Consider the following 26,022-nt stretch of genomic DNA (forward strand, 5'->3'; position numbering starts at 1 on the left):
ATGCCCACGCACGAAACAAAATTAAGCGGTATAACGATTATCGTGTCGAATCACTCGCGGCACGAGTACGCGAGGCTCAATCGTCACAGGTTGATAAACCACCCGTCCTTTTTCGGGATCATAACGCATTTCCACTTCACCGATGAGCGGGAAATCTTTGCGGAAAGGATGACCAATAAATCCGTAGTCGGTTAAAATACGACGCAAATCAGGATGCCCGTCGAATAAAATACCATATAAATCAAAAGCTTCACGTTCAAACCAATTCGCCGATTGCCAAATACTCAGCACCGAATCGACTTGGGGCAGTTCGCCTTCTGCGAAAACCCGCACCCGCAAACGTTGATTATTTTTCACCGATAACAAATGATACACCACCGCAAAACGGGGTTTATCCCAGGTTTTTTCCTGATGTACTGCTTTATCGACTCCGCGGCTAAACCCTTGACGGGTGGCGTTTTCCGTATCCCAATCGGCTTGTCCGTATTCGGAATAATCCACGCCACAAACATCAATCAATTGTTCAAATCCGAATTCATCGCGCAGCGCACGACACACCGTCAACAACTGCGGGGTAGCGACTTCAAGGGTCAATTCGCCCAAAGCGAACTGCGCACTGAGCAATGCCTCGGCGAATTGTTGTTGTAAACGGGGCAATAACGACTCAACCATAACACTTACACCTTAAATGCTGGCTTTATAAAAGAAAATTAACTGGCGCGGGCGATGGTATTGGTGCGACGGATTTTATTTTGTAATTGCAAAATACCATACAACAGGGCTTCAGCGGTAGGCGGACAGCCCGGCACATAAATATCCACAGGCACCACGCGATCACAGCCACGTACCACAGAATAAGAATAATGGTAATAACCGCCGCCGTTGGCACAAGACCCCATGGAAATCACCCAACGTGGTTCTGGCATTTGGTCATACACTTTACGCAAAGCGGGAGCCATTTTATTGACCAAAGTCCCGGCGACAATCATCACATCGGATTGGCGCGGACTGGGACGAAACACAATCCCAAACCGATCCAAGTCATAACGCGACGCACCCGCTTGCATCATTTCCACCGCACAACACGCCAGACCAAAGGTCATCGGCCACATGGAACCGGTGCGCGCCCAATTAATTAATTTATCGGCATTGGTGGTGACAATGCTTTCTTGAAAAACACCGGCTATTCCCATTCTAATGCTCCCTTTTTCCACTCATAAATAAAACCAACCACCAAAATGAGCAGGAAAATAAACATCGCAATAAAACTAGACCAACCTAATTGGTCAAAAACCACTGCCCAAGGGAATAAAAACGCAATTTCTAAATCGAAAATAATAAACAGAATGGCCACCAGATAATAACGCACATCAAAGCGCATCCGTGCATCTTCAAAGGCTTCAAAACCGCACTCATAGGGCGAATTTTTCTCATGGTCGGGTTTTCTGCTTCCCATTAAAAATCCGATGAGAATAGGGCCAGTCCCCACAAGCAGACCGACTCCAATAAACAGCAGAATTGGTAAATAAGTTTCCAACACCATAATGATTAACTAACCTGATTCCGTTGGCTGACACAAGCCGCCTTGATTACCGCCAAAACAACACGTATTTTACGGCCACATTTTCTAAAACACACTCCTTGCTCAATCAAGGAGGAGATAGGGCATTGTCGCCATGAATGACAACAAGCACCCGGCAATGCGCGCTAAGTTTAACAGAGACGACGGGTAAAAATCGATTTTTTTGCAAAAAATTTATAATGGAGATAACCATTTTTTATTGGTTGTATAATACATGATAACAGATGTCAAGGCAGGCTTGAGCATCTTAATTGCATCACTAAGAAAACTTTATTCGCTATTCTGATGTGACTGGATTTAGGATAATCTTATCCATATCACAACCGAGGTAAGGCGACCATCAACACCTGACCGTTTTTGTATAATGAGCAGGGAATGCTGAAAAGGCGTTATTCTTTTTTATTTATCTTCAATAAGTTAAGGAGCATGTCATCATGACTTTAAAATTAGCAAGCACATTATTAATCGCTTCAACGTTCGCCGTTGCGGGCTGCACCGCCAGCGCGCCTTCTAAACAAACCACAGGTGCTGCCATTGGAGGGGTATTGGGTGGCGTGGCGGGGTCTCAAATCGGTGGCGGACGCGGTCGCACCGTCGCAACGATTGCGGGGGTATTGCTTGGTGCGGCGATTGGTGGCGCGGTGGGTTCATCAATGGATCAATCCGACCAAATCGCCGCACAAACCGCCCTAGAGAATAGCCGCGATAATCAGGTCAATGAATGGCGTAATCCAAATACTAACGTAGTCTATCAAGTCACGCCCACCAACACCTACCAAACCAGCGCGGGCGAATACTGTAGAGAATTCAAAACCGTCGCCGTCATCGACGGCCGCCAAGAAACCGTTCACGGCACAGCCTGTCGTCAACCCGATGGCACGTGGAAAAATATCAGCTAATTTTTCTTAATGTTTCCTTACTTCTGCATGATAAGTGGAAGTAAGGAACGAGAAAAATCCGAACGCAAACCCAACAAAAAAAACCAAAACCACTCCACAAATCCGATCACAAATCGAAAGCAAAATAAGTTATTTTCTAAGCTCTCCGATTTCACCTATAAAAATGCGCTTATTTTTTGCTATAATCCTACTTTCAAATCGCAAAAACCAACACGGGATCACTATCATGGGTTTAAAATTTATCAGCGAAGCGTTTAATTTTCATTTTAGCGTCAATGGCGAACGCTATGAGGTTCGCTTAGAACGAGAAAGTTTATTAGAAAATTGGTTTATTACCATTGTCAATACCGATACCGATGCAGTATTGAAAAGTACAATGGGTAAAAAAGATATGGTCGGCGATAGAATGAGCGCGGAAACTTTATTGCGCGAAGCATTAAAGTTAAATTAATCATTTTGTGCTGATGTCCATCACTGCCAATTTATACTGAATTATTGCCGAGGGGGGCGCATGAATTCCGCTGTTAATCCACGTTTTGTCAGTCGTTTGACCCGTCAAACATTAGCCCTTATTTTAGCGGGTGGGCGTGGGCATCGTTTGGGGCCGCTGACGGCGTGGCGCGCTGAACCTGCTTTGCCTTTTGGGGGTAAATTTAGAATTATCGATTTTCCACTTTCTAATTGTATCAATTCAGGTATTCGGCAAATTGGTGTTTTAACCCAATATAAATCACATTCTCTCATTCGCCATATTCAGAAAGGTTGGGGATTTTTACGGGGTGAATTTGGCGAATTTGTGGAATTATTACCCGCACAACAACGGGTCAATGAAACGTCATGGTATCAAGGAACGGCTGATGCCGTGTATCAAAATTTAGACATTATTCGCAGTCATCGTCCTGAATATGTTGTTGTTTTAGCGGGGGATCAAATCTATAAAATGGATTATGGCCCGATGATCGCTTATCACTTGGAAAAAGGCGCAGATATGACAATTGGTTGTTTGCCTGTGCCGTTGGATATAGCGCGTCAATGTGGCGTGTTAAAGCTCAATGATAATGCACAAGTTCTTGCTTTTACTGAAAAACCAAATGATCCAGAGTTTTTAACCGATCAACCTGAACATGCACTGGCTTCAATGGGTATTTATGTTTTTTCTACCCAGTTTCTTTTTGATATTTTATTTGAAGATGCCCAGCGTACCGATTCTAGCCATGATTTTGGGCGCGATGTGATTCCGCATATTTTGCCAAAAGCCTCGCTTTATGGTTATTTATTTAAAAATACAGGCAGTTCAGAACAAAAAGTGTATTGGCGCGATGTGGGGACGGTGGATAATTACTGGTCAGCGAATATAGAATTAGTGGGCGTTAATCCAGAATTAAATATGTATGATAGCCAATGGCCAATTTGGACGTATCAAGAACAATTACCACCCGCAAAATTTGTTTTTAATCTCCCCGAAAAGCAAGGCATTGCGATCAGTTCAATGGTGTCTGGAGGGTGTTTTATTTCGGGAGCAAAAATTCACCGTTCTTTACTTTTTTCTAATGTTTGGGTAAAAGAAAAATCTGTGGTGGAAGATTCAGTGATTTTACCTGATGTGCAAATTGGCGAAAATTGTCACATTCGGCGGGCATTAATTGATCGCCGTTGTCACATTCCTGCGTATACAAATATTGGCATAGACCCTGTGGCCGATGCGGCACGTTTTCATGTGTCGGAATCGGGAGTGGTTTTGGTGACGGCTGAAATGTTGGGACAAAAACAACATGTTGCCTAACGTTTTGAATTGATTGAAAATAATGGAATAGAAGCGATGCGTATTGGTGCTTACACTCTCACTTCCCCCTTAATCCTCGCGCCGATGGCTGGTGTGACGGATCGTCCTTTTCGGCAATTGTGCAAGCGATTGGGCGCGGGAATGGCGGTATCTGAAATGGTTTCAGCCAATTCTTTGCTGTGGGGCAGTGAAAAAACGCGGCGGCGTGCCGATCATTTGGGCGAAACAGAACCGCGCAGCATACAAATTGTTGGGGCTGATCCGCAGTTGATGGCCGAAGCAGCGCGCTACAATGTAGCCAATGGCGCGGATATTATTGACATTAATATGGGATGTCCTGCGAAAAAAGTGTGTAACGTGATGGCTGGATCGGCATTATTGAAAGACGAAAAGCGCGTGGCTGAAATTTTGGCCGCGGTGGTGAATGCGGTAGAAGTGCCTGTCACCTTAAAAATTCGCACGGGTTGGGATAAAAACCAACGCAATGCCGTACAAATTGCCGCCATCGCTGAAGCCGCTGGCATACAAGCACTGGCGATCCATGGACGTACTCGCGCCTGTGCTTACACAGGACATGCAGAGTATGACACTATTGCCGAAGTGAAACAACACGTTAGTATTCCAATTATTGCCAATGGCGATATTCGTACGCCACAAGAGGCTAAGGCTGTACTCGACTACACCAAAGCCGATGCGGTCATGATCGGTCGTGCGGCGCAGGGTCGTCCGTGGATTTTTCGGGAAATTGACCATTATTTAACAACAGGTGAATTACTGCCTGAACCGTCAATTGAAGAAATCCGCGATATTTTGTTGGGACATTTGCAGCAACTGTATGAATTTTATGGAGAATATACAGGAGTGCGCATGGCACGCAAGCATTTATCGTGGTACAGCAAAGGACAGCGCGAAGCCAGCGTTTTCCGCGATGAAATGAATCGCACCACATCCCGTAGCGCACAATTACAACTCACCACGCAATTTTTTGCGCAATTAATTGAGCAGCAGGCGGCGTAATGTTTATGGAATGGGGATGATTGGAATCATGTTATTGAGGGGGAAAAATCGGGAAATTGTTGATGCGGGGTTTACCTTATTAGAAGTGGTTATTGTCACGTTAATTATTGGTATTTTATTGACATTAACCACCTTGTCATTAGAGCGGGACGGCGCGCAACGTGAGGGTGAACGACAGGCGCGACGGATGGTGGATCGTTTGCAATGGGGTTGTGAGCGGGCGATTTTACAGGGGCGGTTATTGGGAGTGTATTTTTCTGCAACGGGCTATGCGTTTTATCAATGGCGGGAGGCGCAATGGCAATTGAGTACAGATGATCCCCTTTTTGAAACGCAGTCATGGCCAAACGGTTGGCAAACTCGTTTATGGTTAGAACAACAACCCGTTGATTTTACAGAGAAAAAAATACCGCAAGTGCTGTGTTCACCCAGCGGGGAAAGCACTGTTTTTGAGCTACACTTAAAGCATGAAAGTGACACATACTCAACTTCAAGCGTGATCATTTATAGCGAAGGTTGGGGGGAAATCGGTATAAAATATGTAAAGTGACAGACTATTTTAATTCAAATAGAAAAAGAAAATTGCATCAGTTTCTTATCTTTTTTCTCGGTAAAAATCGGCGTTGCATTCACTCCAAAAATTTGCTGCATTCTATCGGTTGTTAAAACCTCTTCCACGCTGCCAATTATTGCACATTTTTGGTCGGTTAATAAAATCACTTTATCGGCATAACGAGCGGCAATATTAATGTCATGAGTAGAAAAAATAATTGTTTTTTCTTGCTGTACTAATTGTTGGGCTAATTTAAAAATAGCTAAGGTATGGGCAATATCCAGATTGGCAGTGGGTTCGTCCAACAATAAATAATCCGCGCCTGTCACCAAAGCCCGTGCAATTAAAACACGTTGGCGTTCGCCGCTAGACAATTGATCAATAAAACGACAGCGCAGATGGGCGCAATCTGTCCATTGTAACGCTTTATCCACAGTCACGCGATCCTGCACCGTGGGCATTTGAAAACGAGACCAATACGGATGCCGCCCCATCATCACCACTTCTTCTACCGAAAAACGAAAAGAAATCGGATGATTATGCGGTAAATAAGTGATGAATTGAGCGCGTTGTTTTGGGGTAAATTGGGTTAATAATTGTTGTTTTAAATAAATTTCACCCCGCGTAGGCACAAGCAAACCCGCACAAAGACGTAATAACGTCGTTTTTCCCGCACCATTCACACCCAATAGGGCAATCATTTTGCCTTTTTCTATCGTTAAAGATATATCTTGTAATAAAATCTGTTGTTGCCAGTGATAGCTGACTTTTTTTAATTGCAACATGGGATTGATTCAATTAATAATTAGTGATCAGCAATTCATTTATTTGTCCACGTTTATTGGCTTGACAATTAATCATTCGATGCGCGGTGACTCGATGAATGCGATAATCGGCATAAAGATGATCAAAAAAATGATCGGCTTTATTTTCATTTTTAGGATCGGAATTGCTTAACATTAATTTAGCCTTTTTTTCTACGTCCAGTTTCTTAAAAAAACTGGCTAACTCAAGCTGTGCTTTATCGGTAAAAATAGAACCCGAATAGGTAGTAAAATGAGCCGTTTTACTCACAGGGCGATAAGGAGGATCAAAATAAACCAAAGTACGATCATTAACCACAGAAAAACAGTCTTGATAGCTCGCTAATTTAATCTCTGTCCGTTGCAATAAACCAGACACAGCAAAAATATTGGCTTCGTCTAAAATAGTTGGATTTTTATATCGTCCAAATGGTACATTAAATTGACCTTTCGCGTTGAGACGAAACAAACCATTAAAACAAGTTTTATTTAAAAAAATAAATTGCGCAGCTTTTGTAATCCTATTCTGATCAGGCGATTGCGTATTAAATTGTTCTCGTGTCGCATAAAAAAATTGGCTGCGCTTTTCCTCTGATAATTGGCGATATTGCTGTTGGTATTGAGCCAAAACAGTGACTAATTGTTCAGGTTGTTGCTGAATCACTTGATAAGTCAAAATTAAATCCACATTAACATCAGAAATAAGGCTATATTGAATAGGAAAACGCTGCATTAATGCAAAAAAAACCGCGCCCCCACCAATAAAAGGTTCAATATATTGTTCAATTTCTCCTTGATGCAATTCCTTGGGATAATAACTTTCAAATTGTTTTAATAATTGCGCTTTACCGCCAGCCCATTTTAAAAAAGGTTTAGCCACAACACATATCCTAAAAAAACCTGTGTCAAATTGTTTGATTTCGCTTTTATCGCGTTTAATCAATGTGTCCACGCAATGAATTAGGCAGAGCTTCCGTAATGGTAACGGTAATGAATTGACCGATTAAGTCTTTATTTCCTTTAAAATTAACCACGCGATTATTTTCTGTGCGTCCGGATAATTCTTCAGGATTTTTACGTGATGGGCGTTCGACAAGAATGGTTTGTTGCGTCCCGACCATCGCTTGACTGATGGCTTGTGCCATTGCGCTAATGCGTTGTTGCAATTGCGCCAAACGATCTTTTTTAACCGCCATTGGCACATCGTCGGGAAAATCGGCCGCAGGCGTTCCCGGCCGCGCACTGTAAATAAAACTAAAAGAATGATCAAAACCAATTTCTTCAATTAACGCCATTGTCGCTTGAAAATCAGCTTCCGTCTCTCCGGGAAAACCCACGATAAAATCAGAAGATAAGCTAATATTCGGCCGCAATTGGCGTAAACGACGAATTTTTTGTTTATATTCCAAAGCAGTATGACCGCGTTTCATGCGACTGAGAATGACATCAGAACCACTTTGTACTGGTAAATGCAGGTGATTAACTAACTGCGGCACTTGTTGATACACATTAATTAAATTATCTGAAAATTCAACAGGATGCGATGTGGTATAGCGAATGCGATCAATGCCTTCAATCGCCGCCACATAGGTGATTAACAAGGCTAAATCGGCTTCGTCGCCATCGGCCATACGGCCGCGATAGGCATTGACATTTTGTCCTAACAGATTGACTTCACGCACGCCTTGCGCGGCTAAAGAGACAATTTCTGCAATCACATCGTCAAAAGGACGGCTGACTTCCTCGCCTCGCGTGTAGGGAACGACGCAAAATGTACAATATTTGCTGCACCCCTCCATGATCGACACAAACGCGCTCACGCCATCGGCTTGATGTTCGGGTAAACGGTCGAATTTTTCGATTTCAGGAAAAGAAACATCTATCGCCAATTGATGCGTGCGTTGGGCTTGGCCGATTAATTCGGGCAAGCGGTGTAAAGTTTGCGGGCCAAAGATAACATCGACATAAGGCGCACGGTGGCGAATGGCTTCGCCTTCTTGACTGGCTACGCAGCCGCCTACGCCAATGACAAGATTTGGATTACGTTGTTTCAATTCGCGCCACATGCCCAATTGAGAAAATACTTTTTCTTGGGCTTTTTCCCGAATAGAACAGGTGTTTAGCAGTAAAACATCAGCGATTTCAGGATCATCCGTGATTTCTAACTGATGTGATACTTTTAAGGCTTCGGCCATGCGAGAAGAGTCATACTCATTCATCTGACAACCGAATGTTTTTATATACAGTTTACGTCCCATAATGTTACATATCTTTGGCGAGTGAAAAGCAAAATATCGCCAAATTATAGCAAAATTGGCTGAATTTCGGAGAATGACGCATTAACGAATTTTATCGCCTGCGGTTTGTTTATCGGCATGGTAAGACGAACGTACCATCGGCCCGCTGGCGACATTGCGAAAGCCCATTTTTTCGGCAGTCGCTGCTAACTCATTGAATTCGTCAGGAGTCACATAACGATGTACGGGTAAATGATGGCGACTGGGTTGTAAATACTGTCCCAAGGTCAACATATCACATTGATGTTGCCGTAAATCTAACATGACCGCTTCAATTTCTTCCCGTTCCTCGCCTAAACCCAGCATTAAGCCTGATTTAGTCAAAATGTCAGGATGACGCTGTTTAAATAATTGTAATAAATTCAATGACCAGTGATAATCCGCACCGGGGCGGGCTTGTTTATATAAACGGGGAACTGTTTCTAAATTATGATTAAAGACATCAGGTTGCGTTTGATCAAAGCAATGCAAGGCTTTTTCTAAGCGTCCGCGAAAATCAGGCACAAGAATCTCAATTTTAGTCTGTGGTGTTTCTTGTCGAATCGCCAGAATACAATCCACAAAGTGTTGCGCTCCGCCGTCGCGTAAGTCGTCCCGATCCACTGAAGTCACCACAACGTAATTCAAGCGCATGGCCGCGACAGTTTCCGCCAATTGCTGTGGTTCTTCGGGATTTAACGGCTCTGGGCGACCGTGTGCGACATCGCAAAAGGGACAACGCCGCGTACAAATATCGCCCATAATCATAAAAGTCGCCGTTCCCCCAGAAAAACATTCGTTTAAATTAGGACAAGCCGCCTCTTCGCAAACGGTATGAAGTTTATGCTGGCGTAAAACAGTTTTTAATTCTTGCACCGCATGACTGGTGGGGATTTTAATGCGAATCCACTCAGGTTTACGTAGCGGAGCTTCTACTAAAGGTTGGATTTTAATAGGAATTTTGGCGGTTTTTTCTGCGCCGCGTTGATGGGTTGCGTGTGAATCAGTTTTGCTCATGGTAAGGTGGCCAGTTTGGGATAAATGATATTAATGCGTGCATTTTACAACAGGATTGCCAACTGTAGGGATTAAAAAGGGATTAAAAAATGGGCGCGACGTTTATTATTACGGGGGATAACTTATTTGACCGTATTTGCCTTTCATCTTCTGCCAAACCAAAATAACAGCAACATCATCACCACCCCCACAATCGCTCCCCCTAAATGCGCGATCCGATTCACATTATCGGCTTGTTCTAATAATTGCGCTTCATTCAGCATTTTTAATAAAACAAATTGCCCTAAAATAAGAATTTCTAATAAATTTCGCCATTCCCAACTTAACTTAATCAATACCGCTACCGTAAATAAACCAAATACTGCACCCGATGCCCCCAATGAATGCAAATCAGTTTCCAAAAAAATAACACTGGCAATACTCGCACCTAAACCACATATTAAATAACTTGAATATAATGCAAGTTCACCTTCTTCCTCTTCGATTAATTTACCAAAAATATAAAGGAAAAATAAATTACCCGATAAATGCTCCCAACCCGAATGGCAAAATAAAGCCGTCACCAATTGATACCATTGCGGATTGCCATGATTTAAGTATAAAAAAGTTAAATCAAAATGCAGAAAATGATCTAAAAAAAAGACGGTTAAATTAATCAGAATTAAGAAAAAAACCGCATTATATTTATACGCTGTCTCTATCGGTTCAACGTGCATAATCATGATACCCAATAAGCCATTAACGCAATGTCCAATCACGCAAATAAGTGGGACTGGCGAGTTCTGGTGACAAAAACTGCCCTTGTGCGGCGGCAAAGCGCGCCAGTGGCACCATGTGAGACGCATGAGGAAAAGTTTCGCCAAAATAAGCAGAAATAATTTTACCTTGTCGGGCGATAGTTTGCTGCAATTCCGTTGCATAAGCCGCCCAACCGCTGCCCGTGCCTAACCAGCTTGTTTCATCAGCCGCTGCCAAAGAAGGTATCACGACGTGTTGGGCTTGGCTGACTTTTTCTTCACCGCATAGACGTGCTATTTTGTCTTTCTCATCAAACTGATACGCGCCCCAGTAGATTTGTGACATACGGGCATCTAACGCCGCCACAACATGCGAGGCGTGATGTTGTTCATGCGCCGCTTGCGCCAACGCCGCCAAATCAGAAATTGCCAATAGCGGCAAATCCACCGCATAGGCAATTCCTTGTGCCACACCACACGCAATACGCAATCCCGTAAAACTCCCCGGCCCACAACCAAAAGCCACAGTGGTTAATTGTTGCGGCATTAATTCTGCTTGTGCCAGTAATTGATCAATCATAGGCAGTATCAATTCGGTATGTTGACGCGGTGCCAATTGTCCCAAACTTAACACATCTTTTTCAGTCGCTAATGCACAAGAACAATACTCTGTCGCGCTGTCAATAATGAGGATATTCATTTAAGCCTCGTTAATAGGAAATGTTAAAACATCGTGAATATGATCCGTACCCAATTGCAACATTAATAAACGATCTAAACCCAATGCCACACCCGAACATGACGGCAAACCCACCTGTAACGCCATTAAAAACCGCTCATCCAGAGGAAATAAAGGTTGTTGCTGTTGTTGACGGGTGGCTAAATCGGCTAAAAAACGTTCTCGTTGTTCTTTGGGATCGGTTAATTCTTCAAATCCATTCGCCAATTCAATTCCACGATAATAAACTTCAAAGCGAGCCGCATAATCAGGATTATCTTCTTTTTTGCGTGCCAATGCCGCTTGTTCTGCGGGAAAATCAATGAGAAACAAAGGACATTCCTGTCCTAAAAAGGGTTCTATATGTTGATTCATTAAAAATTGCAAACAAGCCGAACGAGATAAATTCTGCGCTTGATAATAACCACTGTTTTCCGCCATTTTTTGCAATTCGTGTAAAGGCGTAGAAACAGGACAACAGTTTAAATAGTGAGAAAACGCATTTTTATAACTTAATATTTCTGCTGGCGGACAATGCAATGTTAATTGCAATAGTTCATCTATTTCTTGCAATAATTCATACTGATTCCAATGCGGATGATACCATTCTAATAAGCTAAATTCTGGGTTATGTCGATAACCCTGCTCACCATCTCGAAACACCTTAGTTATTTGATAAATTGCGCCCATTCCCGCCGCCAATAAACGTTTCATAGGCAATTCGGGAGAAGTGTGTAAAAAGAAAGTTTTTACTGAGGCATCGGGCGCATGATAATGCGTGAAAAAAGGCGCAATCGCTGGCTCTGGAACAGCCGCACAAGACAAAATAGGCGTTTCCACTTCTAACACATGTCGGGTCGCAAAAAAATGGCGAATCGCCGCATAAAGTTGCGCTCTGGCACGAATCGCGGCCAGAGAAGCCGTTGGCTGCCAACGCAGTAAGCAATGATCGGTCATAAGAGGTGAGGGGGACAATAACGCAGAAGAATGGGCATAGAATAAAGCCAATTCAGATTATTTGCACAAAAAAAAGCACCCCCGACAAGTATGACGGGGGTGAACTTCCAGACAAGACATCACTAAGCACATCTGGAAACAACATCTCTGCATGAATATACCAATTTTTTCAGAGTCGTATAATAATACTTTTCAAATAGGAGAGAATAATGAACAAAAGATATGAAGATTTAGAAGAATTAATGTCAACAGGTGAAGCGAGAGAAGTGAAGCGAGCGATGGCAGTAAGAATGTCTTTGCTTGGTTTTGTGCGTGCGGAAGCGGCTTTAGCGTGTTGTGTCAGTGTGCAATTTGTGGATAAATGGAAAGCCATTTATTTAGCGTCAGGGGTTGAAGGATTAAAGTTAGCGTATAAAGGCTCACCAGGGTATTTAAAGCCGCGTGAACGAGAAGATGTGATTAATTGGATACAAGAAAAGAAGACAATAACAATAGAGGAACTAAAGAGATACTTAAAAGAGGAGTATGATGTTTTCTATTCTTCAAATACTTCTTATACTAAATTATTAGAAGAAGCGAATTTAAGTTATAAGAAGACACACAAAGAGAATTCGGCAAAAGATGAGGTAAAAGTAGAAGCTAAAAAAAAAGAGATTAAGGATTTAATAGATAAGGAGCGTGAACAGATAGAAAGTGGAGAGGTAATGTACTGGATGCAAGACGAAAGCCATCAGTTGTGGGGAGATATTTGTGGTTATGTTTGGTCGAAAAAAGGAGAAAGAACGTCAATAAAGATGAGTAATTATCGCACTTCTCAAACGTGGTATGGAGCGGTGAATATTTATACGGGAGAATTTATTTTAGATAGGGCAAAGAAAGCTGATACAAAATATACGATAGACTTTATTAACTGGCTCATTTACAGATATAAAGAAGCCCGTCATGTGATTATTTGGGATGGTGCAAGTTATCATCGTTCTGAAGGTTTAAGAACTTATTTAGAGAAATTAAATGGGGGACTTCCAGAATCAGAATGGAAAGTTCGTTTATTAAGATTTGCACCTAATGCCCCAGAGCAAAATCCAGTCGAGGATATTTGGCTTCAAGGTAAGAATTGGGTCAGAAAGAATTTTCATCGCCTATCAAGCTTTAAAGAAGTCACTAGTATGTTTGAGACCTTTTTGTCAGGTAAAGTGTTTAAGTTTAATAAAATTAAACAGTATCTTATACCTAATATCTAGGTAGATATTAAAACTTAATTTGTTTTTATATCTCACATAATTTTGGTATAGTATCGTTCATTCACAATTATTTTGTGTTATAACTGTGTTAAATTTGCGGTCTTTTTTGTAAAGAAATCGCAATATGCGGTTTTTTTATACGTCACGCCCGCACCGCGCAATTTGAGCCGAAATTAAAAAATCTTGACAAACAGAGGAATGACTCTGTTATGTCATATAACCTTAATTCGTTTGAAATAGGAGAGTGGTACTGTTAAGTGGGTTGCGTTACAAAACAACCCCAAAACCATTCCCACCCACCTTAGAGTCAAACGATGATGAGAAAATTAACCATTCGGCTCACTGGTTTTGTGACCGCTTTTTTTATTTTACTGATTGGTTGGCTAACCCCTGCCTACGCAACAACCTGTCCTGCTCCTGTTTACCATGTGGAACAGGCTGAACTTCAACTGGCCTGTGTGCAATTTGGCAGACAAACGCTGTCTATGCACTTGAAATATGATCCATCTGTCGATGATCAGAATGTCCATCTGGCCTTAACTAAACTGGGCAATGCGCAATGTACGCCATTACCCGGCCAATGTGCGCGTTTGGACGCTCAGTTAGAACTGACCATGCCCTTGTTTCTTTCCAATCAACCCGAAGAGAAACATCATGTCACTTTGCGTCATCTGGAGAAAAATGGCGACGCATTTTGGATATTGCATCAAGTTGAACCCTTAGATACTCAAAACCCCATTGTTTTGGAAAAAATCACGTCTAATCCACAGGGAGAATTTACGCAACTTTATGCGTTAAAAGGGGATTTTTCCCATTTTCCGCATAAAAAGGAATTTAAGATTGCGCCAAACGTAAATCCACCTACAGCCACCTTGCAAAATGGGGAAACTTATGCGTTAAAAATATTTCATTTTAACGACTTACATAACAATTTGCGGGTGACAAATAGCGCACGTGGCGACACCCACTACTTGTCACAAATGGTTAAAATAGTTAAAAACACCCGTCAACAGGCTAAAAATAACACTTCGGTGTTATTTCTTTCGGCAGGTGATGATCATATTGGCAACCCATTAGATGAATTACTTGGAGCCGCTGTTGGGGAATTTAAGGCCAGTGCTTCTTATCGGGCTTATTCTGCGGCGGGCGTTGACGCGGCCGTGTTGGGTAATCATGAGTTTGATCGTGGAACAGAAATACTGGCTAAAGCCATTGAATCAGATGCGAATTTTCCCTTATTGTCAGCTAATATTTTTGGTTCTCGTTACCTGAACGACAAACACTATTCCCCTGCGATTATTGGTGTAACCAAAAGTGGAGTACGTGTAGGTATTCTTGGTTTAACCACTAAAATATCGACGCGATTGGGTTCAAGCGACGATCCTAATTCTAATGCGGAAGACATGGCTAAAGTGGCTACACGCGCCATTCCTTATTTAGAACCGTTGGTTGATGTTATCGTTATTTTATCGCATGTTGGATACAATGCGCCCATTGACGGTGCGGTGCGTCATGCGCTGGAATTAGGCGATGTACAAATTGCTGAGGCAGCGGCTTTTGTCAGTGATTTACCAATGGTACTAATCGGTGGTCATACACATACCGTATTGAATGCACAAGGTTTAGATACTTTTCTCAGTGGTATTCCAACTGTACAAGCCGGTTCAAGTGGCAGTCATTTGGGAGAATTTAGTTACACCCTTTTTCCAAGCACAACTTATTTACGCACCCATGCCACTGCCCGTTTACATGGTTTAAAACGACGCGATCAACGTCCAGCCACGATCAATGCAGAAAATTACAATCCTGCTTTGTATGAACAAGACAGCGATGTGGATTTGGAATTTGAACAAAGTGTGATTCAACCTTTGTATGATTTGCTTAAAGTTAAATTAAGCGAACTCATTGGGCAAGCCGGAAACAGTGATGAATTAACCACAGAATCCGTGATTGCCAAGCGTTATTTGGGACAAACGGCGATTCACAATTTTATGAACGATGCCATTGTGGCGCGTAGTGTTCACTTTCCATTGCGGGCGGATAATACACAACAAGTGGATATTGCCGTATTCAATGCGTCGGGTGTCAGTCGTGGTGTAGTGCCAAATCAAATGATTACTTTTGAAGATTGGTTTCAAGTTATGCCGTTTGCGGATTTGATCGTGGTGATTAACATGACGGGGGCCGAAATCAAACAGATGTTAATGAGCAATGCCCAACGTATTTTAAGACCCGAACAATTGGCACAAAATGGTGGCACAGCAACTCCTGAGGATTTGGCGGGATTTGTTTATTCCTATGGTTTTTTGCAGTTTTCTAAAGACCTTAAATACACTATCCGCCTGAATGATCAGCCTAAAAATGCGGTGGCTGAAGCCATTACGATTCAAGGCCGTCCCATTGATGAGGTATTAGATCAAACGTTCCGGGTGGCGTTTGGTGATTTTATTGCCTTGCGCGGCGGTGGCAGTGAAAATTGGCGCGGACAAACCACCGAAGCGGGACAGCCTGCTTTAGGGTTTGATTTAACTGTTTTACCAAAAGACGAAACAGGCTTAATTTATCGCAATGAAATCATCCAACACATTCGCAACATAGGCGCAGTTGATGAAAGCACAGGCGCAGTCGTTGATGACCGCCTAACCATTATTCCCTAATTTTTAACCGCTGTTTTTCCGTCTCCTTCCTGCGCTGTCATCGGAAGGGGACGGAATATGTCGCACAGATTTAACTCATCTATCCCAAATGGCATTATTAAATAATTTCAGCCTCTCGCCTCTTTTCTTTGTAAAAACTCAATGCTCTTTTGTCACTCATTTTGCCATAACCCGGATTAACGGAATGAGACAAATGTCTCAAATGCGATTTATCGCCTTGTTCTAAGTGTTTTGTCCCTTGCGAAGCTAAGGTTTTTTTATCATGCTATAAACCAGTCAAGCGACAAATCCCTATTTTTTATCTCACAAAAATAGACTGCCTCATGTGATTTTTTATAAAGGAGTTCATGTTATGCGAAAAGCATTCATCATTCTATTGTTGACCTTATTGAGTGGCGTAAATGCGCAAGCCAACGAAGTATTAAAACAATTATTAGCGGAATATCAGAAGGAAGCCAACTCTCCTTTTACCGTTGAAGCAGGACAAGCCTTGTGGAAAACAACAACGCTTGATTCAGAAAGCAACACACTGCGTCAATGTGCCGATTGTCACACTGCTGATTTAACCGCTAAAGGCAAGCATGTTAAAACGAGCAAAGACATTCCCCCATTGGCTCCTTCTGCGAATCCGAAAAGTTTAACTGATGTGCGTCAAATAGAAAAATGGCTATTACGCAATTGCAAATGGACATTGGGTCGTGAATGCACTGCCCAAGAAAAAGGGGATTTATTAACCTTTATTAATGCTCAATAATTTTTTAAGGATTATCTGCAATGAATATCGATACATTCAACCTATTAAAAAGCACCTTTGCTTTAGCATTAGGCATTAGCATCATTACGGGTACAACGTTATTATTAGCCAGTGAATATGGACGCAAGCAATATGAAGAAGATCGAGTGCCTGCTGTAACCCACAGCCTTTATCGTGAAGAATGCGGCACCTGTCATTTTGCTTATCAACCCGCGTTTTTACCCGCTCGCTCATGGCAGGCCATGATGGATAATTTGGCCGATCATTTTGGCGAAAATGCCGAATTATCAGCCGACACTCAACAAACGATTACCGACTATTTAACGGCTCACGCTGCGGATAAATACGCAGGTGGCCATTCTTTTCTCAAACGCATCGCGGATGGAGATACGCCATTACGAATTACAGAAACACCATTTTTTCGCCATGAGCATGACGAATTGCCAACGCGTTTAGTACAAGACAATGTGGATGTACAATCTTTTAGCCGCTGCAACACTTGTCATACCAAAGCAGAGCAAGGTATTTATGATGAAGATACGGTGAAAATTCCGAATTACGGGAGATGGGATGATTAATTGCTGTTTAGAGATGACCGCCTAACCATTATTCCCTAATTTTTAACCGCTGTTTTTCCGTCTCCTTCCTGCGCTGTCATCGGAAGGGGACGGAATATGTCGCACAGATTTAACCCATCTATTTTAAGTCCATTCTTCGGCATTCACAAAAACATCTTTTTGCCTAAATCAGAATATTCCGCATTTTTGAATTTTCAGATTATACAAATAATGAATTACTTGATTATTTTGTTTTTCAGAATGAATCAATTTTGTCCATTTTTTAATTCTGCTTCGGACAAAATAAGGGCGTTATGAATCACATTATTTTGCTATAGTAAACAATAAGCAACAAGGTTTATATGATATGATTTGTGGAGCAATTCTGATTTAGCAATGCCATATTTTTGTTTAACGACTTACGCCTAATTAAGAATAAAACATCACATGAATATCCTACGCCCACCATTTCCCAATGTCTCATTATGTTTATGTCTGTTTCTTTCTGTTCATACGGTTTTTGCCCGCGATTGTTCTCCCAATGAAGACATATCTGGTTTGATGGCTTTGACAATAGAACAATTAATGCAGATAGAAATTGCCGCTGTCTCCAAAGTCAACGAAGATTTACATACTGCACCCGGCGTAGCAAGCGTCATCTCCAGAGAAGAAATGAATCGTTTTGGTGGTCATTCCTTATACGAAATTCTTGAAAGAGTCGCGGGAGTGTACATGGGGGGAAGCATTCTCTACCCGCGTAATAATGCAGTCATACGTGGCGATCAAGTCAATGGCTTAGATAGACGTGTACTGGTATTGCTTAATGGTCGGCCATTTCGAGATGCACTTAATGGAGGCATTAATTACACTCTGTATAATGCTTTTCCCGTGGCTGCTATTGAACGCTTAGAAATCATTCGCGGGCCGGGGTCAGTTTTGTATGGTACGAATGCTTACAGCGGGGTCATTAATATCATAACTCGCAACACGCTATCCAATGAATGTGCGGATCAAGAATTGGAAATAGGCGTGAGTGGAGGAAGTTTTGGCCATCATGCCGTTAATGGTCATTTCACACGTCTGAATGAAGACTATTATTTAGCACTAGGTTTAGGCTACGTGGATGAAGACGGATGGGATTTTAATGCGATAGACTTACAAGGGCAAATGGACAGCCGCAAAATGGGGAGACGTGATCTTGGTTTGAGTTTGAACGCGGGTTATTCTGATTTTGAGTTTAACCTCGCCTTGCTTAAATCTACCCAAAATTACATTGGTACAAGTATGCTATGGACACCGCCTACAGAAACATCAGTTACCCGTTTACTGGGTGATTTAGGTTATCACTTAGATTTGTCGCCTGAGCGCAAACTTAATTTCAATCTGACTTACAATCTGAATAACATGTTCTCTGAATCGCCCATTCCATCAAGTTTGTCATTAAGCAGCAAAACTCACTCTGTGCTATTGGAAGGTAATCAGCATTGGCAGACTGAAAAATTTACTTGGTTGCTGGGAGCTAGTTTAGAATACGCATGGAGTGGCAAGATACGTTCATGGACACAAGCCGGTGATGTACTTGGGCGACAGCCATCCTATCACGACACCATTGCCCTTTTTTATACCCAATTTGACTATACATTTGACCGAACTCGTTTGACTATCGGGGGACAGATGGTCAAAAATCCTAAACAAAATTGGTATTTTGTACCGCGTTTAGGCTTGAGTCATGAAATTACGCCGAATTTTAGTGCTAAGTTATTGTACAGTGAGGCTTATCGTGCGGCCACACAGGTAGAAAGAAATGCCCAATTGCCCGCTTTACAAGGTACACCTGATTTAGCACCCGAAAAAGTTGGCACTTTCGATGCGCAGCTATTTTACCATCAAGATCAAGGGCAAATTAGTTTGACTTATTTTCGTAGTCAACAGGAAGATTTAATCACTCGCGGTTTATTGCCGGGAGAATCGCGGCGAAGACATTTTAACTTAGGCAGTTTAACGTTGCATGGTATTGAGCTAGAAGGCAAGTTTTCACCGGAAGAAAGATGGTTTATTACCAGTTCATTAACTTATCAAACCAATAAAGATGGTCATGGAGTCAAGAATTATACATTAGCACCCAATTGGCTATTTAAGTACGGCGTTAGTTACGTGTTTCCTTCTAATTTAAGTCTGGGTTTATTTCATCAATACGTGAGCCAAATGCCAGGAATTGAGCAGCGCAATCCCAAAGCCATTCAATATAATCCAGAACCCAGTGCCTATCATTTGCTTAGTCTTAATATTGATTTACCATTAGGTAAAAGATTTGGTTTATCTGACGATCAGGATTTTGTTCTGAATGCTTATATTTACAACTTGCTAGATGCAGAGATTTATACCCCAGAGATTAACAGAGAGGACATGTCATCTGTACCAGCTAAATCAGGCCGAGCGGCTTATGCGGGTTTTGGGATGCGGTTTTAATCTATACCAAAATTAAGCCATTAGATAAAACTTTTCTGTCTGAATCAGAATTGACAGAATTTTAGGATTTTCAGAATTAAAGAATAAAAAACCAATTGAAAACGAGCGACTTGCAAGTATCAATTTTGAAAATTTTTTAATTCTGTAAATTCTGATTCTGACAAAATAAGGATTCTACGAACCCTATCTTTTTGGTATATTATAGGATAGCTGATTTCCGTTGTTAGGCAAAATTTACAATCTACTGCAAATGAAAAATACCAATGGATTTTGAATGGGATAAGACCAAAGCGTCTACCAATCAGAGAAAACACGGTATTTCCTTTGAAGAAGCCAGCGAAGTATTTAATGATGACTTTTCGTCTTGCGTCCCTGACCCTGATGGTGACTACGGAGAAGAGAGATATTTGATTTTCGGTCTTTCATCAAAAGGCACGCCGCTTGTGGTTTCTTTTACAGAAAGAGGCGATGCCATTCGCATTATTTCGGCAAGGCATATGACCAAACAGGAGCGTGAAGCCTATGAACAATGAAGAGGATACATTACGGCCTGAATATTCAGCAGACCTTATCAAGTCTGGGGTACGAGGAAAATATGTCAAACGCTATCGGGAAGAAACAAATATTGTTGTTATTTCTCCGGAATTGCACAAGCTTTTTCCTGATTCAGAGGCTGTTAATAAAGCATTACGTCAATATGCAAGAGAACACGGTATGGCATTAGCGTAACGGTTCGCTCAAAGCCCGACCACCCAGTCGGGCTTTTTCAGTTTGATTTTCATCTGTACCAGCCAAATCAGGCCGAGCGGCCTATGCGGGTTTTGGGATGCGGTTTTAATCTATACCAAAATTAAGCCATTAGATAAAACTTTTCTGTCTGAATCAGAATTGACAGAATTTTAGGATTTTCAGAATTAAAGAATAAAAAATTTACCGAAAAAAACAATACAAAAATTATGTGAGATATAAAAACAAATTAAGTTTTAATATCTAGCTAGATATTAGGTATAAGATACTGTTTAATTTTATTAAACTTAAACACTTTACCTGACAAAAAGGTCTCAAACATACTAGGCAGTGTCGTCACGAGGGGATAAAAGGTATAATTTGAGTAAATGAGCTAACAGAGAGGAACATAGAAATGGAAAGCTATCAGAGACATGACATGACAGACAGAATGTGGGAGATATTGGAGCCACTCTTACCTGGCAAAGCAGGAGGTCACGGTGGAGTAGCGAAAGATAATCGTGGATTTATCAATGGAGTATTTTGGATAATGCGAACGGGTGCGCCGTGGAGAGACTTACCATCGTGTTATGGGGGTTGGAAAAATACCCATCGTCGTTTTTGTCGTTGGCGAGACAAAGGGATTTGGGAGGAGTTGCAGCTCAAGGTGCAAGATGATCCAGACGTTGAGTGGCTGATGATAGATTCGAGCCACATCAAAGTACATCCTCACGCGGCAGGGGCAAAGGGCGGGAATCAAGACATGAGTCGCACAAAAGGGGGATCAATACAAAGGTACACCTCGTTGTAGACGCACATGGGATGCCACTTAAAGTCATCATTACTAAGGGAACGACAGGAGATTGTACTCAGGCAGAGGCTTTATTAGAGGATTTAGAGGGTGATGCGTTACTGGCTGACCGTGCTTATGATACCAATAAAATCATAGAATTAGCTGCTTCTAAAGCAATGGAAGTGGTTATTCCTCCCAAGAAAAATCGTAAAGAGCCGCGTCCGTTTGACAAAGAACTTTACCAATTGCGTCATCTGGTTGAGAACGCATTTCTTCACCTTAAACAATGGCGGGGTATCGCCACTCGGTATGCCAAAAATACCGCCTCCTTTCTCGCCGCTGTACAAATTCGATGCCTCTTTCTTTGGTTACAAATCTTGTGACGACACTGTCTAGTGACTTCTTTAAAGCTTGATAGACGATGAAAATTCTTTCTGACCCAATTCTTACCTTGAAGCCAAATATCCTCGACTGGATTTTGCTCTGGGGCATTGGGCGCAAATCTTAATAAACGAACTTTCCATTCTGATTCTGGAAGTCCCCCATTTAATTTCTCTAAATAAGTTCTTAAACCTTCAGAACGATGATAACTTGCACCATCCCAAATAATCACATGACGGGCTTCTTTATATCTGTAAATGAGCCAGTTAATAAAGTCTATCGTATATTTTGTATCAGCTTTCTTTGCCCTATCTAAAATAAATTCTCCCGTATAAATATTCACCGCTCCATACCACGTTTGAGAAGTGCGATAATTACTCATCTTTATTGACGTTCTTTCTCCTTTTTTCGACCAAACATAACCACAAATATCTCCCCACAACTGATGGCTTTCGTCTTGCATCCAGTACATTACCTCTCCACTTTCTATCTGTTCACGCTCCTTATCTATTAAATCCTTAATCTCTTTTTTTTTAGCTTCTACTTTTACCTCATCTTTTGCCGAATTCTCTTTGTGTGTCTTCTTATAACTTAAATTCGCTTCTTCTAATAATTTAGTATAAGAAGTATTTGAAGAATAGAAAACATCATACTCCTCTTTTAAGTATCTCTTTAGTTCCTCTATTGTTATTGTCTTCTTTTCTTGTATCCAATTAATCACATTTTCTCGTTCACGCGGCTTTAAATACCCTGGTGAGCCTTTATACGCTAACTTTAATCCTTCCACCCCTGACGCTAAATAAATGGCTTTCCATTTATCCACAAATTGCACACTGACACAACACGCTAAAGCCGCTTCCGCACGCACAAAACCAAGCAAAGACATTCTTACTGCCATCGCTCGCTTCACTTCTCTCGCCTCACCTGTTGACATTAACTCTTCTAAATCTTCATATCTTTTGTTCATTATTCTCTCCTATTTGAAAAGTATTATTATACGACTCTGAAAAAATTGGTATATTCCTCCTAGTTATTTTGAAGGATGGACAGAAATCACCACTAATCATGCTGAGCAACTGCGAGTTATGGTTCGAGAATATTTGAGGGATTTATAAAATGCCAATAACACAATATCAAAACAATACATCCATTTATAAAAAGGGTGATCAAAAAGTGTATGATATTACTGATGAAAAAAGAGCATGGTATAGGAAAATATCTCATGAATCACGCCTATCTAAACTTTCTGCCGAAGAAGGACTTATTGATAGTATACATGAAATAAATAAACCACGATTTGACCCTGATTTATTAATGCCTCAATTAGAATCCAATGGTTTAACGGCAATCAGTCTGTTTAGTGGTGGCGGTGGTTTAGATTTAGGCTTTCTTAGAGCAGGCTACCAACACATAGCCTCTTATGAACTTATACTGATATGTAAAGATACATTAACTACCAATCTTGAATCTACAAATATATATTGTGGCCCAGACGAAGGTGATGTGAGAAAAGTGAATTGGAATATTTACAAAGACAAAGTAGATATTGTTCATGGTGGGCCACCGTGCCAACCGTTTTCAGTAGCAGGATCACGAAAAGGTGCAGATGATGAAAGAAACATGTGGGGAGAGTTCAGTAGAGCGGTTAATGCGATGAAACCTCGCGTTTTCATAGCAGAAAATGTACTGGGAATACTTAATCCAAAGTTTAATGACTTTGTAAAAAAGTATATATTGAACGAGTTGACAGATTATTCAATAACTACATTTAAGATGCACACCGCTGATTATGGGGTTCCACAGATTAGAGAAAGAGTTTTCTTTGTTGGCTTTAGAAATAAACCACGATTGAATAAATTTACCCCTCCCTCCCCCACGCATACTTGGGATCATTTAGGAAAAAATGATTCTTACCCTAATTGTTTGTTATTTGATACGGGACTTGAAAAAACAAAAGGGGTTAGGGATTGTCTGGGGCTACACAGCATCGGGTTTGATAATTTAGCCCCGACTATCAGAAGTGCCTTCACAGGAAAAAGAAATACAACATCTATTTTAAATAGCACAGCGGGTCAAAAATCTTGGGGAGATATGCAAATATGGCCTAATGGAATTCAGTCGAGTAGAGAAAAGGCATCAGCCTTTCCCGCTAAAAATAAGCACTTTAGACTGTCAGTTCAAGATGTCGGGTTAATTCAAGGATTTCCAGAGTCATGGAAATTTGCAGGGGCGGTGTATCAAGTTCTTGGTCAAATTGGCAACTCAGTTTCCCCTCCTGTTGCCTATCATGTTGCAGTAAGCGTGGCAAATGCGTTGAAAAACACATAACAAGGCACTGCACCAGACCGCAATTCCGCTGCGCTCCACTGTCGCTGGTGAGAGCTTGGTCGTTAGGGCAAAATTTCGTTAAATACCAAATAAAAATTACTCATGTCTAAGGACGAAAACCAAAGTAGAATTCAGCCTCTTACCGGAGGAGGAAATAGATCACTGACAATGACATTTACTCCAGATGAAGTCGCTGTAATTGATGAGATGGTTACAATTTTCGGTGACTCCAGGGAAGATGTTGTTATAAAAGCAGTTAGCCTACTTTATACAGTTTATAAAGAAGACGAGAATGCAAAAAATGTTTTTCTTCAAGTTGGAACAAAAAGAGTTGTTATACCATTAAAATAAGAACTAAACTTTTAGTATTGCATATGCCTAGAAAATCACAAGTAGGATTATTAACCGTCATTAGGGATGAGTCTAATGTTAGAGGGTTAATTGCTTTAATTTTTATGCTCATGTTTTCAGTTTTTGTGTTTGGCTCCGTAGTTCTAGCAACCATTAGTTTGTTTATGACATTAGAAGGAAAAGCTGCTGAAGCAAAAGAGTTAATTCTAACAATTTCAGGGGTATTTTCTGGACCACTAGGCTTAATTTTAGGGTATTATTTTCGTTCCGAAATTGAAAAGAAACACTCGCCCTAACTTATCACTCAAAGCCCGACCACCCAGTCGGGCTTTTTCAGTTTGATTTTCATCCGTACCAGCCAAATCAGGCCGAGCGGCCTATGCGGGTTTTGGGATGCGGTTTTAATCTATTACTTACTTTTTTTCTCTTCTTGTTGGGTTGTTTCCCAAGCACTCATTGCTTAGAATGCCTACTTAGAATAAACGGCGGTTATTTTCCACAGCAGAGAGGAATAAAAAATGCTTGAACCCAATTTAACCCATATCGCTGGGGCAAAGTGGTTAGGTGGCGCGTTAATGCCTGCGTCGTTGGTGGTGATTGGTGGTGTATTGGTGTGGCAATTGTGGCAATCGAAAAAAGCCATTCGCCAATTGGCACAGCAAGAACAATACCAAAATTAAGTCATTCATAAAATTTTTCTGTCAGAATCAGAATTTACAGAATTTTAGGATTTTCAGAATTAAAGAATAAAAAATCTGTTTAAAATAAATGACTTGCAAGAATAAATTTTGAAAATTATTTAATTCTGTAAATTCTGATTCTGACAAAATAAAGGTTTTATAAATCACATCATCTTGCTAAAGAAGAAAACACCGCCTCACCACCCAACAACACGCTCTTGCACAACAAGTTGAAGCATTAAAAGAACAAGTGCAAACGTTATTAACGCCTCCTGCGGTGACGGTTGTGAGCGTCCCCCAGCCACAACCCCCCACTCAGAGCCTTCTGTCCATTTCTCATCCGACACAAAAACTACAACCAGTCCTTCTAAATTGGCGATGTTGAAACGTTTAGTGGAAGACAATCTTAATTTGAGAAACATTTTAATTAACAGGATAAAATGATGCTAATACTTTTCATGTGGGTATTGATTTGGAACGAGTCGCACATCAATTACCACTTCGACCGGTAAACCTTTACCAGTCGGACTTGTGTGGTTATCCCAAAGATGTAATCGCGCAAAAACGCTTTAATAAACCTTATTTACTGGCGATGAAGCTTTAGAAAATCGCTTGGCGTTGGACTTAATTTGGCCTTTATCTCAAGGCGTAATTTCTGACAATCCCAAAGCCTTAGAAGCCACGCATTTGTGTTAAAAACATGTGATTGAAACGGTACTGCCCGAATACCGTAAAGGCGATTT

28 protein-coding genes are annotated in these 26,022 nt (G+C 41.3%); 17 read left to right on the plus strand and 11 right to left on the minus strand.

Features of this window, described 5'->3' with window-relative positions:
* Positions 1-21: 21 nt before the first annotated feature.
* The 3 genes from TPSD3_RS12430 to TPSD3_RS12440 are packed head-to-tail and all read right to left on the minus strand — an operon-like array spanning position 22 to position 1,540.
* Positions 22-672 carry an NADH-quinone oxidoreductase subunit C gene (locus TPSD3_RS12430; protein WP_086488863.1) on the minus strand — a complete coding sequence of 217 codons (651 nt, stop codon included), beginning with the start codon at positions 670-672 and terminating at the stop codon, positions 22-24.
* Positions 673-710: 38 nt separating this feature from the next.
* A complete protein-coding gene (locus TPSD3_RS12435) occupies positions 711-1,193 on the minus strand; it encodes a NuoB/complex I 20 kDa subunit family protein (protein WP_086488864.1) in 483 nt (160 codons plus the stop codon).
* Positions 1,184-1,540 (minus strand): NADH-quinone oxidoreductase subunit A, encoded by a 357-nt coding sequence (locus tag TPSD3_RS12440; RefSeq protein WP_086488889.1) that lies wholly within the window; start codon positions 1,538-1,540, stop codon positions 1,184-1,186. The genes TPSD3_RS12435 and TPSD3_RS12440 overlap by 10 nt, the downstream gene beginning before the upstream one ends.
* A gap of 476 nt (positions 1,541-2,016) precedes the next feature.
* Here TPSD3_RS12440 and TPSD3_RS12445 point away from each other — a divergent pair, with 476 nt between their 5' ends.
* From TPSD3_RS12445 to gspH, 5 genes are all read left to right on the plus strand, one after another.
* Positions 2,017-2,481, plus strand: coding sequence for a glycine zipper 2TM domain-containing protein (locus TPSD3_RS12445; protein WP_086488865.1), 465 nt, complete (start codon positions 2,017-2,019; stop codon positions 2,479-2,481).
* Between the two features lie 226 nt (positions 2,482-2,707).
* Entirely contained in the window at positions 2,708-2,932 is a 225-nt protein-coding gene (locus TPSD3_RS12450) for a hypothetical protein (protein ID WP_086488866.1), read from the plus strand.
* A gap of 60 nt (positions 2,933-2,992) precedes the next feature.
* Entirely contained in the window at positions 2,993-4,264 is a 1,272-nt protein-coding gene (gene glgC, locus TPSD3_RS12455; RefSeq protein WP_086488867.1) for a glucose-1-phosphate adenylyltransferase, read from the plus strand.
* A 36-nt stretch (positions 4,265-4,300) separates the two neighbouring features.
* The gene (gene dusB, locus TPSD3_RS12460; RefSeq protein ID WP_086488868.1) at positions 4,301-5,281 is read left to right on the plus strand and encodes a tRNA dihydrouridine synthase DusB; all 981 of its coding nucleotides are present in this window, start codon (positions 4,301-4,303) and stop codon (positions 5,279-5,281) included.
* A gap of 16 nt (positions 5,282-5,297) precedes the next feature.
* Positions 5,298-5,831: a type II secretion system minor pseudopilin GspH gene (gene gspH / locus TPSD3_RS12465; protein ID WP_176329867.1), complete on the plus strand. Its 534-nt coding sequence runs from the start codon at positions 5,298-5,300 to the stop codon at positions 5,829-5,831.
* Between the two features lie 14 nt (positions 5,832-5,845).
* Here the strand turns inward: gspH and TPSD3_RS12470 are convergent, their stop codons facing one another.
* The 7 genes from TPSD3_RS12470 to epmA form a co-directional block, all read right to left on the minus strand.
* Entirely contained in the window at positions 5,846-6,619 is a 774-nt protein-coding gene (locus tag TPSD3_RS12470; RefSeq protein ID WP_086488870.1) for an ABC transporter ATP-binding protein, read from the minus strand.
* Between the two features lie 13 nt (positions 6,620-6,632).
* Positions 6,633-7,517: a DNA adenine methylase gene (locus TPSD3_RS12475; RefSeq protein WP_086488871.1), complete on the minus strand. Its 885-nt coding sequence runs from the start codon at positions 7,515-7,517 to the stop codon at positions 6,633-6,635.
* A 55-nt stretch (positions 7,518-7,572) separates the two neighbouring features.
* On the minus strand, positions 7,573-8,895 hold the full coding sequence (gene miaB / locus TPSD3_RS12480) for a tRNA (N6-isopentenyl adenosine(37)-C2)-methylthiotransferase MiaB (RefSeq protein ID WP_086488872.1): 1,323 nt from the start codon (positions 8,893-8,895) through the stop codon (positions 7,573-7,575).
* An 81-nt stretch (positions 8,896-8,976) separates the two neighbouring features.
* Entirely contained in the window at positions 8,977-9,930 is a 954-nt protein-coding gene (gene lipA / locus TPSD3_RS12485; protein ID WP_086488873.1) for a lipoyl synthase, read from the minus strand.
* Between the two features lie 143 nt (positions 9,931-10,073).
* Complete coding sequence (locus tag TPSD3_RS12490) at positions 10,074-10,652, minus strand: rhomboid family intramembrane serine protease (protein ID WP_086488874.1); 579 nt, start codon at positions 10,650-10,652, stop codon at positions 10,074-10,076.
* 16 nt (positions 10,653-10,668) lie between these two features.
* Complete coding sequence (gene tsaB, locus TPSD3_RS12495) at positions 10,669-11,367, minus strand: tRNA (adenosine(37)-N6)-threonylcarbamoyltransferase complex dimerization subunit type 1 TsaB (RefSeq protein WP_086488875.1); 699 nt, start codon at positions 11,365-11,367, stop codon at positions 10,669-10,671.
* Positions 11,368-12,342, minus strand: coding sequence for an EF-P lysine aminoacylase EpmA (gene epmA, locus TPSD3_RS12500; protein ID WP_086488876.1), 975 nt, complete (start codon positions 12,340-12,342; stop codon positions 11,368-11,370).
* 209 nt (positions 12,343-12,551) lie between these two features.
* Here epmA and TPSD3_RS12505 point away from each other — a divergent pair, with 209 nt between their 5' ends.
* From TPSD3_RS12505 to TPSD3_RS12540, 8 genes are all read left to right on the plus strand, one after another.
* The gene (locus TPSD3_RS12505) at positions 12,552-13,583 is read left to right on the plus strand and encodes an IS630 family transposase (protein WP_086486662.1); all 1,032 of its coding nucleotides are present in this window, start codon (positions 12,552-12,554) and stop codon (positions 13,581-13,583) included.
* 314 nt (positions 13,584-13,897) lie between these two features.
* On the plus strand, positions 13,898-16,240 hold the full coding sequence (locus TPSD3_RS12510) for a bifunctional metallophosphatase/5'-nucleotidase (protein WP_086488877.1): 2,343 nt from the start codon (positions 13,898-13,900) through the stop codon (positions 16,238-16,240).
* 352 nt (positions 16,241-16,592) lie between these two features.
* A complete protein-coding gene (locus TPSD3_RS12515) occupies positions 16,593-16,994 on the plus strand; it encodes a DUF1924 domain-containing protein (protein ID WP_086488878.1) in 402 nt (133 codons plus the stop codon).
* 20 nt (positions 16,995-17,014) lie between these two features.
* On the plus strand, positions 17,015-17,572 hold the full coding sequence (locus tag TPSD3_RS12520; protein ID WP_086488879.1) for a diheme cytochrome c: 558 nt from the start codon (positions 17,015-17,017) through the stop codon (positions 17,570-17,572).
* 426 nt (positions 17,573-17,998) lie between these two features.
* Positions 17,999-20,020 carry a TonB-dependent receptor plug domain-containing protein gene (locus TPSD3_RS18150; RefSeq protein ID WP_086488880.1) on the plus strand — a complete coding sequence of 674 codons (2,022 nt, stop codon included), beginning with the start codon at positions 17,999-18,001 and terminating at the stop codon, positions 20,018-20,020.
* A gap of 263 nt (positions 20,021-20,283) precedes the next feature.
* Positions 20,284-20,553 carry a BrnT family toxin gene (locus TPSD3_RS12530; protein WP_086488881.1) on the plus strand — a complete coding sequence of 90 codons (270 nt, stop codon included), beginning with the start codon at positions 20,284-20,286 and terminating at the stop codon, positions 20,551-20,553.
* Positions 20,543-20,749, plus strand: a complete 207-nt coding sequence (locus TPSD3_RS12535; protein ID WP_086488882.1) for a hypothetical protein — start codon at positions 20,543-20,545, stop codon at positions 20,747-20,749. Before TPSD3_RS12530 ends, TPSD3_RS12535 begins: the two co-directional genes overlap by 11 nt.
* 412 nt (positions 20,750-21,161) lie before the next feature.
* Positions 21,162-21,922 (plus strand): IS5 family transposase gene (locus TPSD3_RS12540; protein ID WP_140048554.1). Its coding sequence is split into 2 segments (ribosomal slippage): positions 21,162-21,531 and positions 21,531-21,922, totalling 762 coding nucleotides; the frame shifts between segments, so codons are not numbered across the junction.
* Here TPSD3_RS12540 and TPSD3_RS12545 read toward each other — a convergent pair.
* Entirely contained in the window at positions 21,814-22,887 is a 1,074-nt protein-coding gene (locus TPSD3_RS12545) for an IS630 family transposase (RefSeq protein ID WP_086488883.1), read from the minus strand. The genes TPSD3_RS12540 and TPSD3_RS12545 overlap by 109 nt on opposite strands.
* A gap of 149 nt (positions 22,888-23,036) precedes the next feature.
* Here TPSD3_RS12545 and TPSD3_RS12550 point away from each other — a divergent pair, with 149 nt between their 5' ends.
* From TPSD3_RS12550 to TPSD3_RS17300, 4 genes are all read left to right on the plus strand, one after another.
* Entirely contained in the window at positions 23,037-24,248 is a 1,212-nt protein-coding gene (locus TPSD3_RS12550; protein ID WP_086488884.1) for a DNA cytosine methyltransferase, read from the plus strand.
* A 102-nt stretch (positions 24,249-24,350) separates the two neighbouring features.
* Entirely contained in the window at positions 24,351-24,599 is a 249-nt protein-coding gene (locus tag TPSD3_RS12555; protein ID WP_140048438.1) for a hypothetical protein, read from the plus strand.
* 23 nt (positions 24,600-24,622) lie between these two features.
* Positions 24,623-24,895, plus strand: a complete 273-nt coding sequence (locus tag TPSD3_RS12560; protein ID WP_140048439.1) for a hypothetical protein — start codon at positions 24,623-24,625, stop codon at positions 24,893-24,895.
* A gap of 222 nt (positions 24,896-25,117) precedes the next feature.
* Entirely contained in the window at positions 25,118-25,279 is a 162-nt protein-coding gene (locus tag TPSD3_RS17300; RefSeq protein ID WP_140048440.1) for a heme exporter protein CcmD, read from the plus strand.
* The last annotated feature ends 743 nt before the right edge of the window (positions 25,280-26,022 follow it).

The sequence above is a fragment of the Thioflexithrix psekupsensis genome, assembly GCF_002149925.1.
Taxonomy (GTDB): Bacteria; Pseudomonadota; Gammaproteobacteria; order Beggiatoales; family Beggiatoaceae; genus Thioflexithrix; species Thioflexithrix psekupsensis.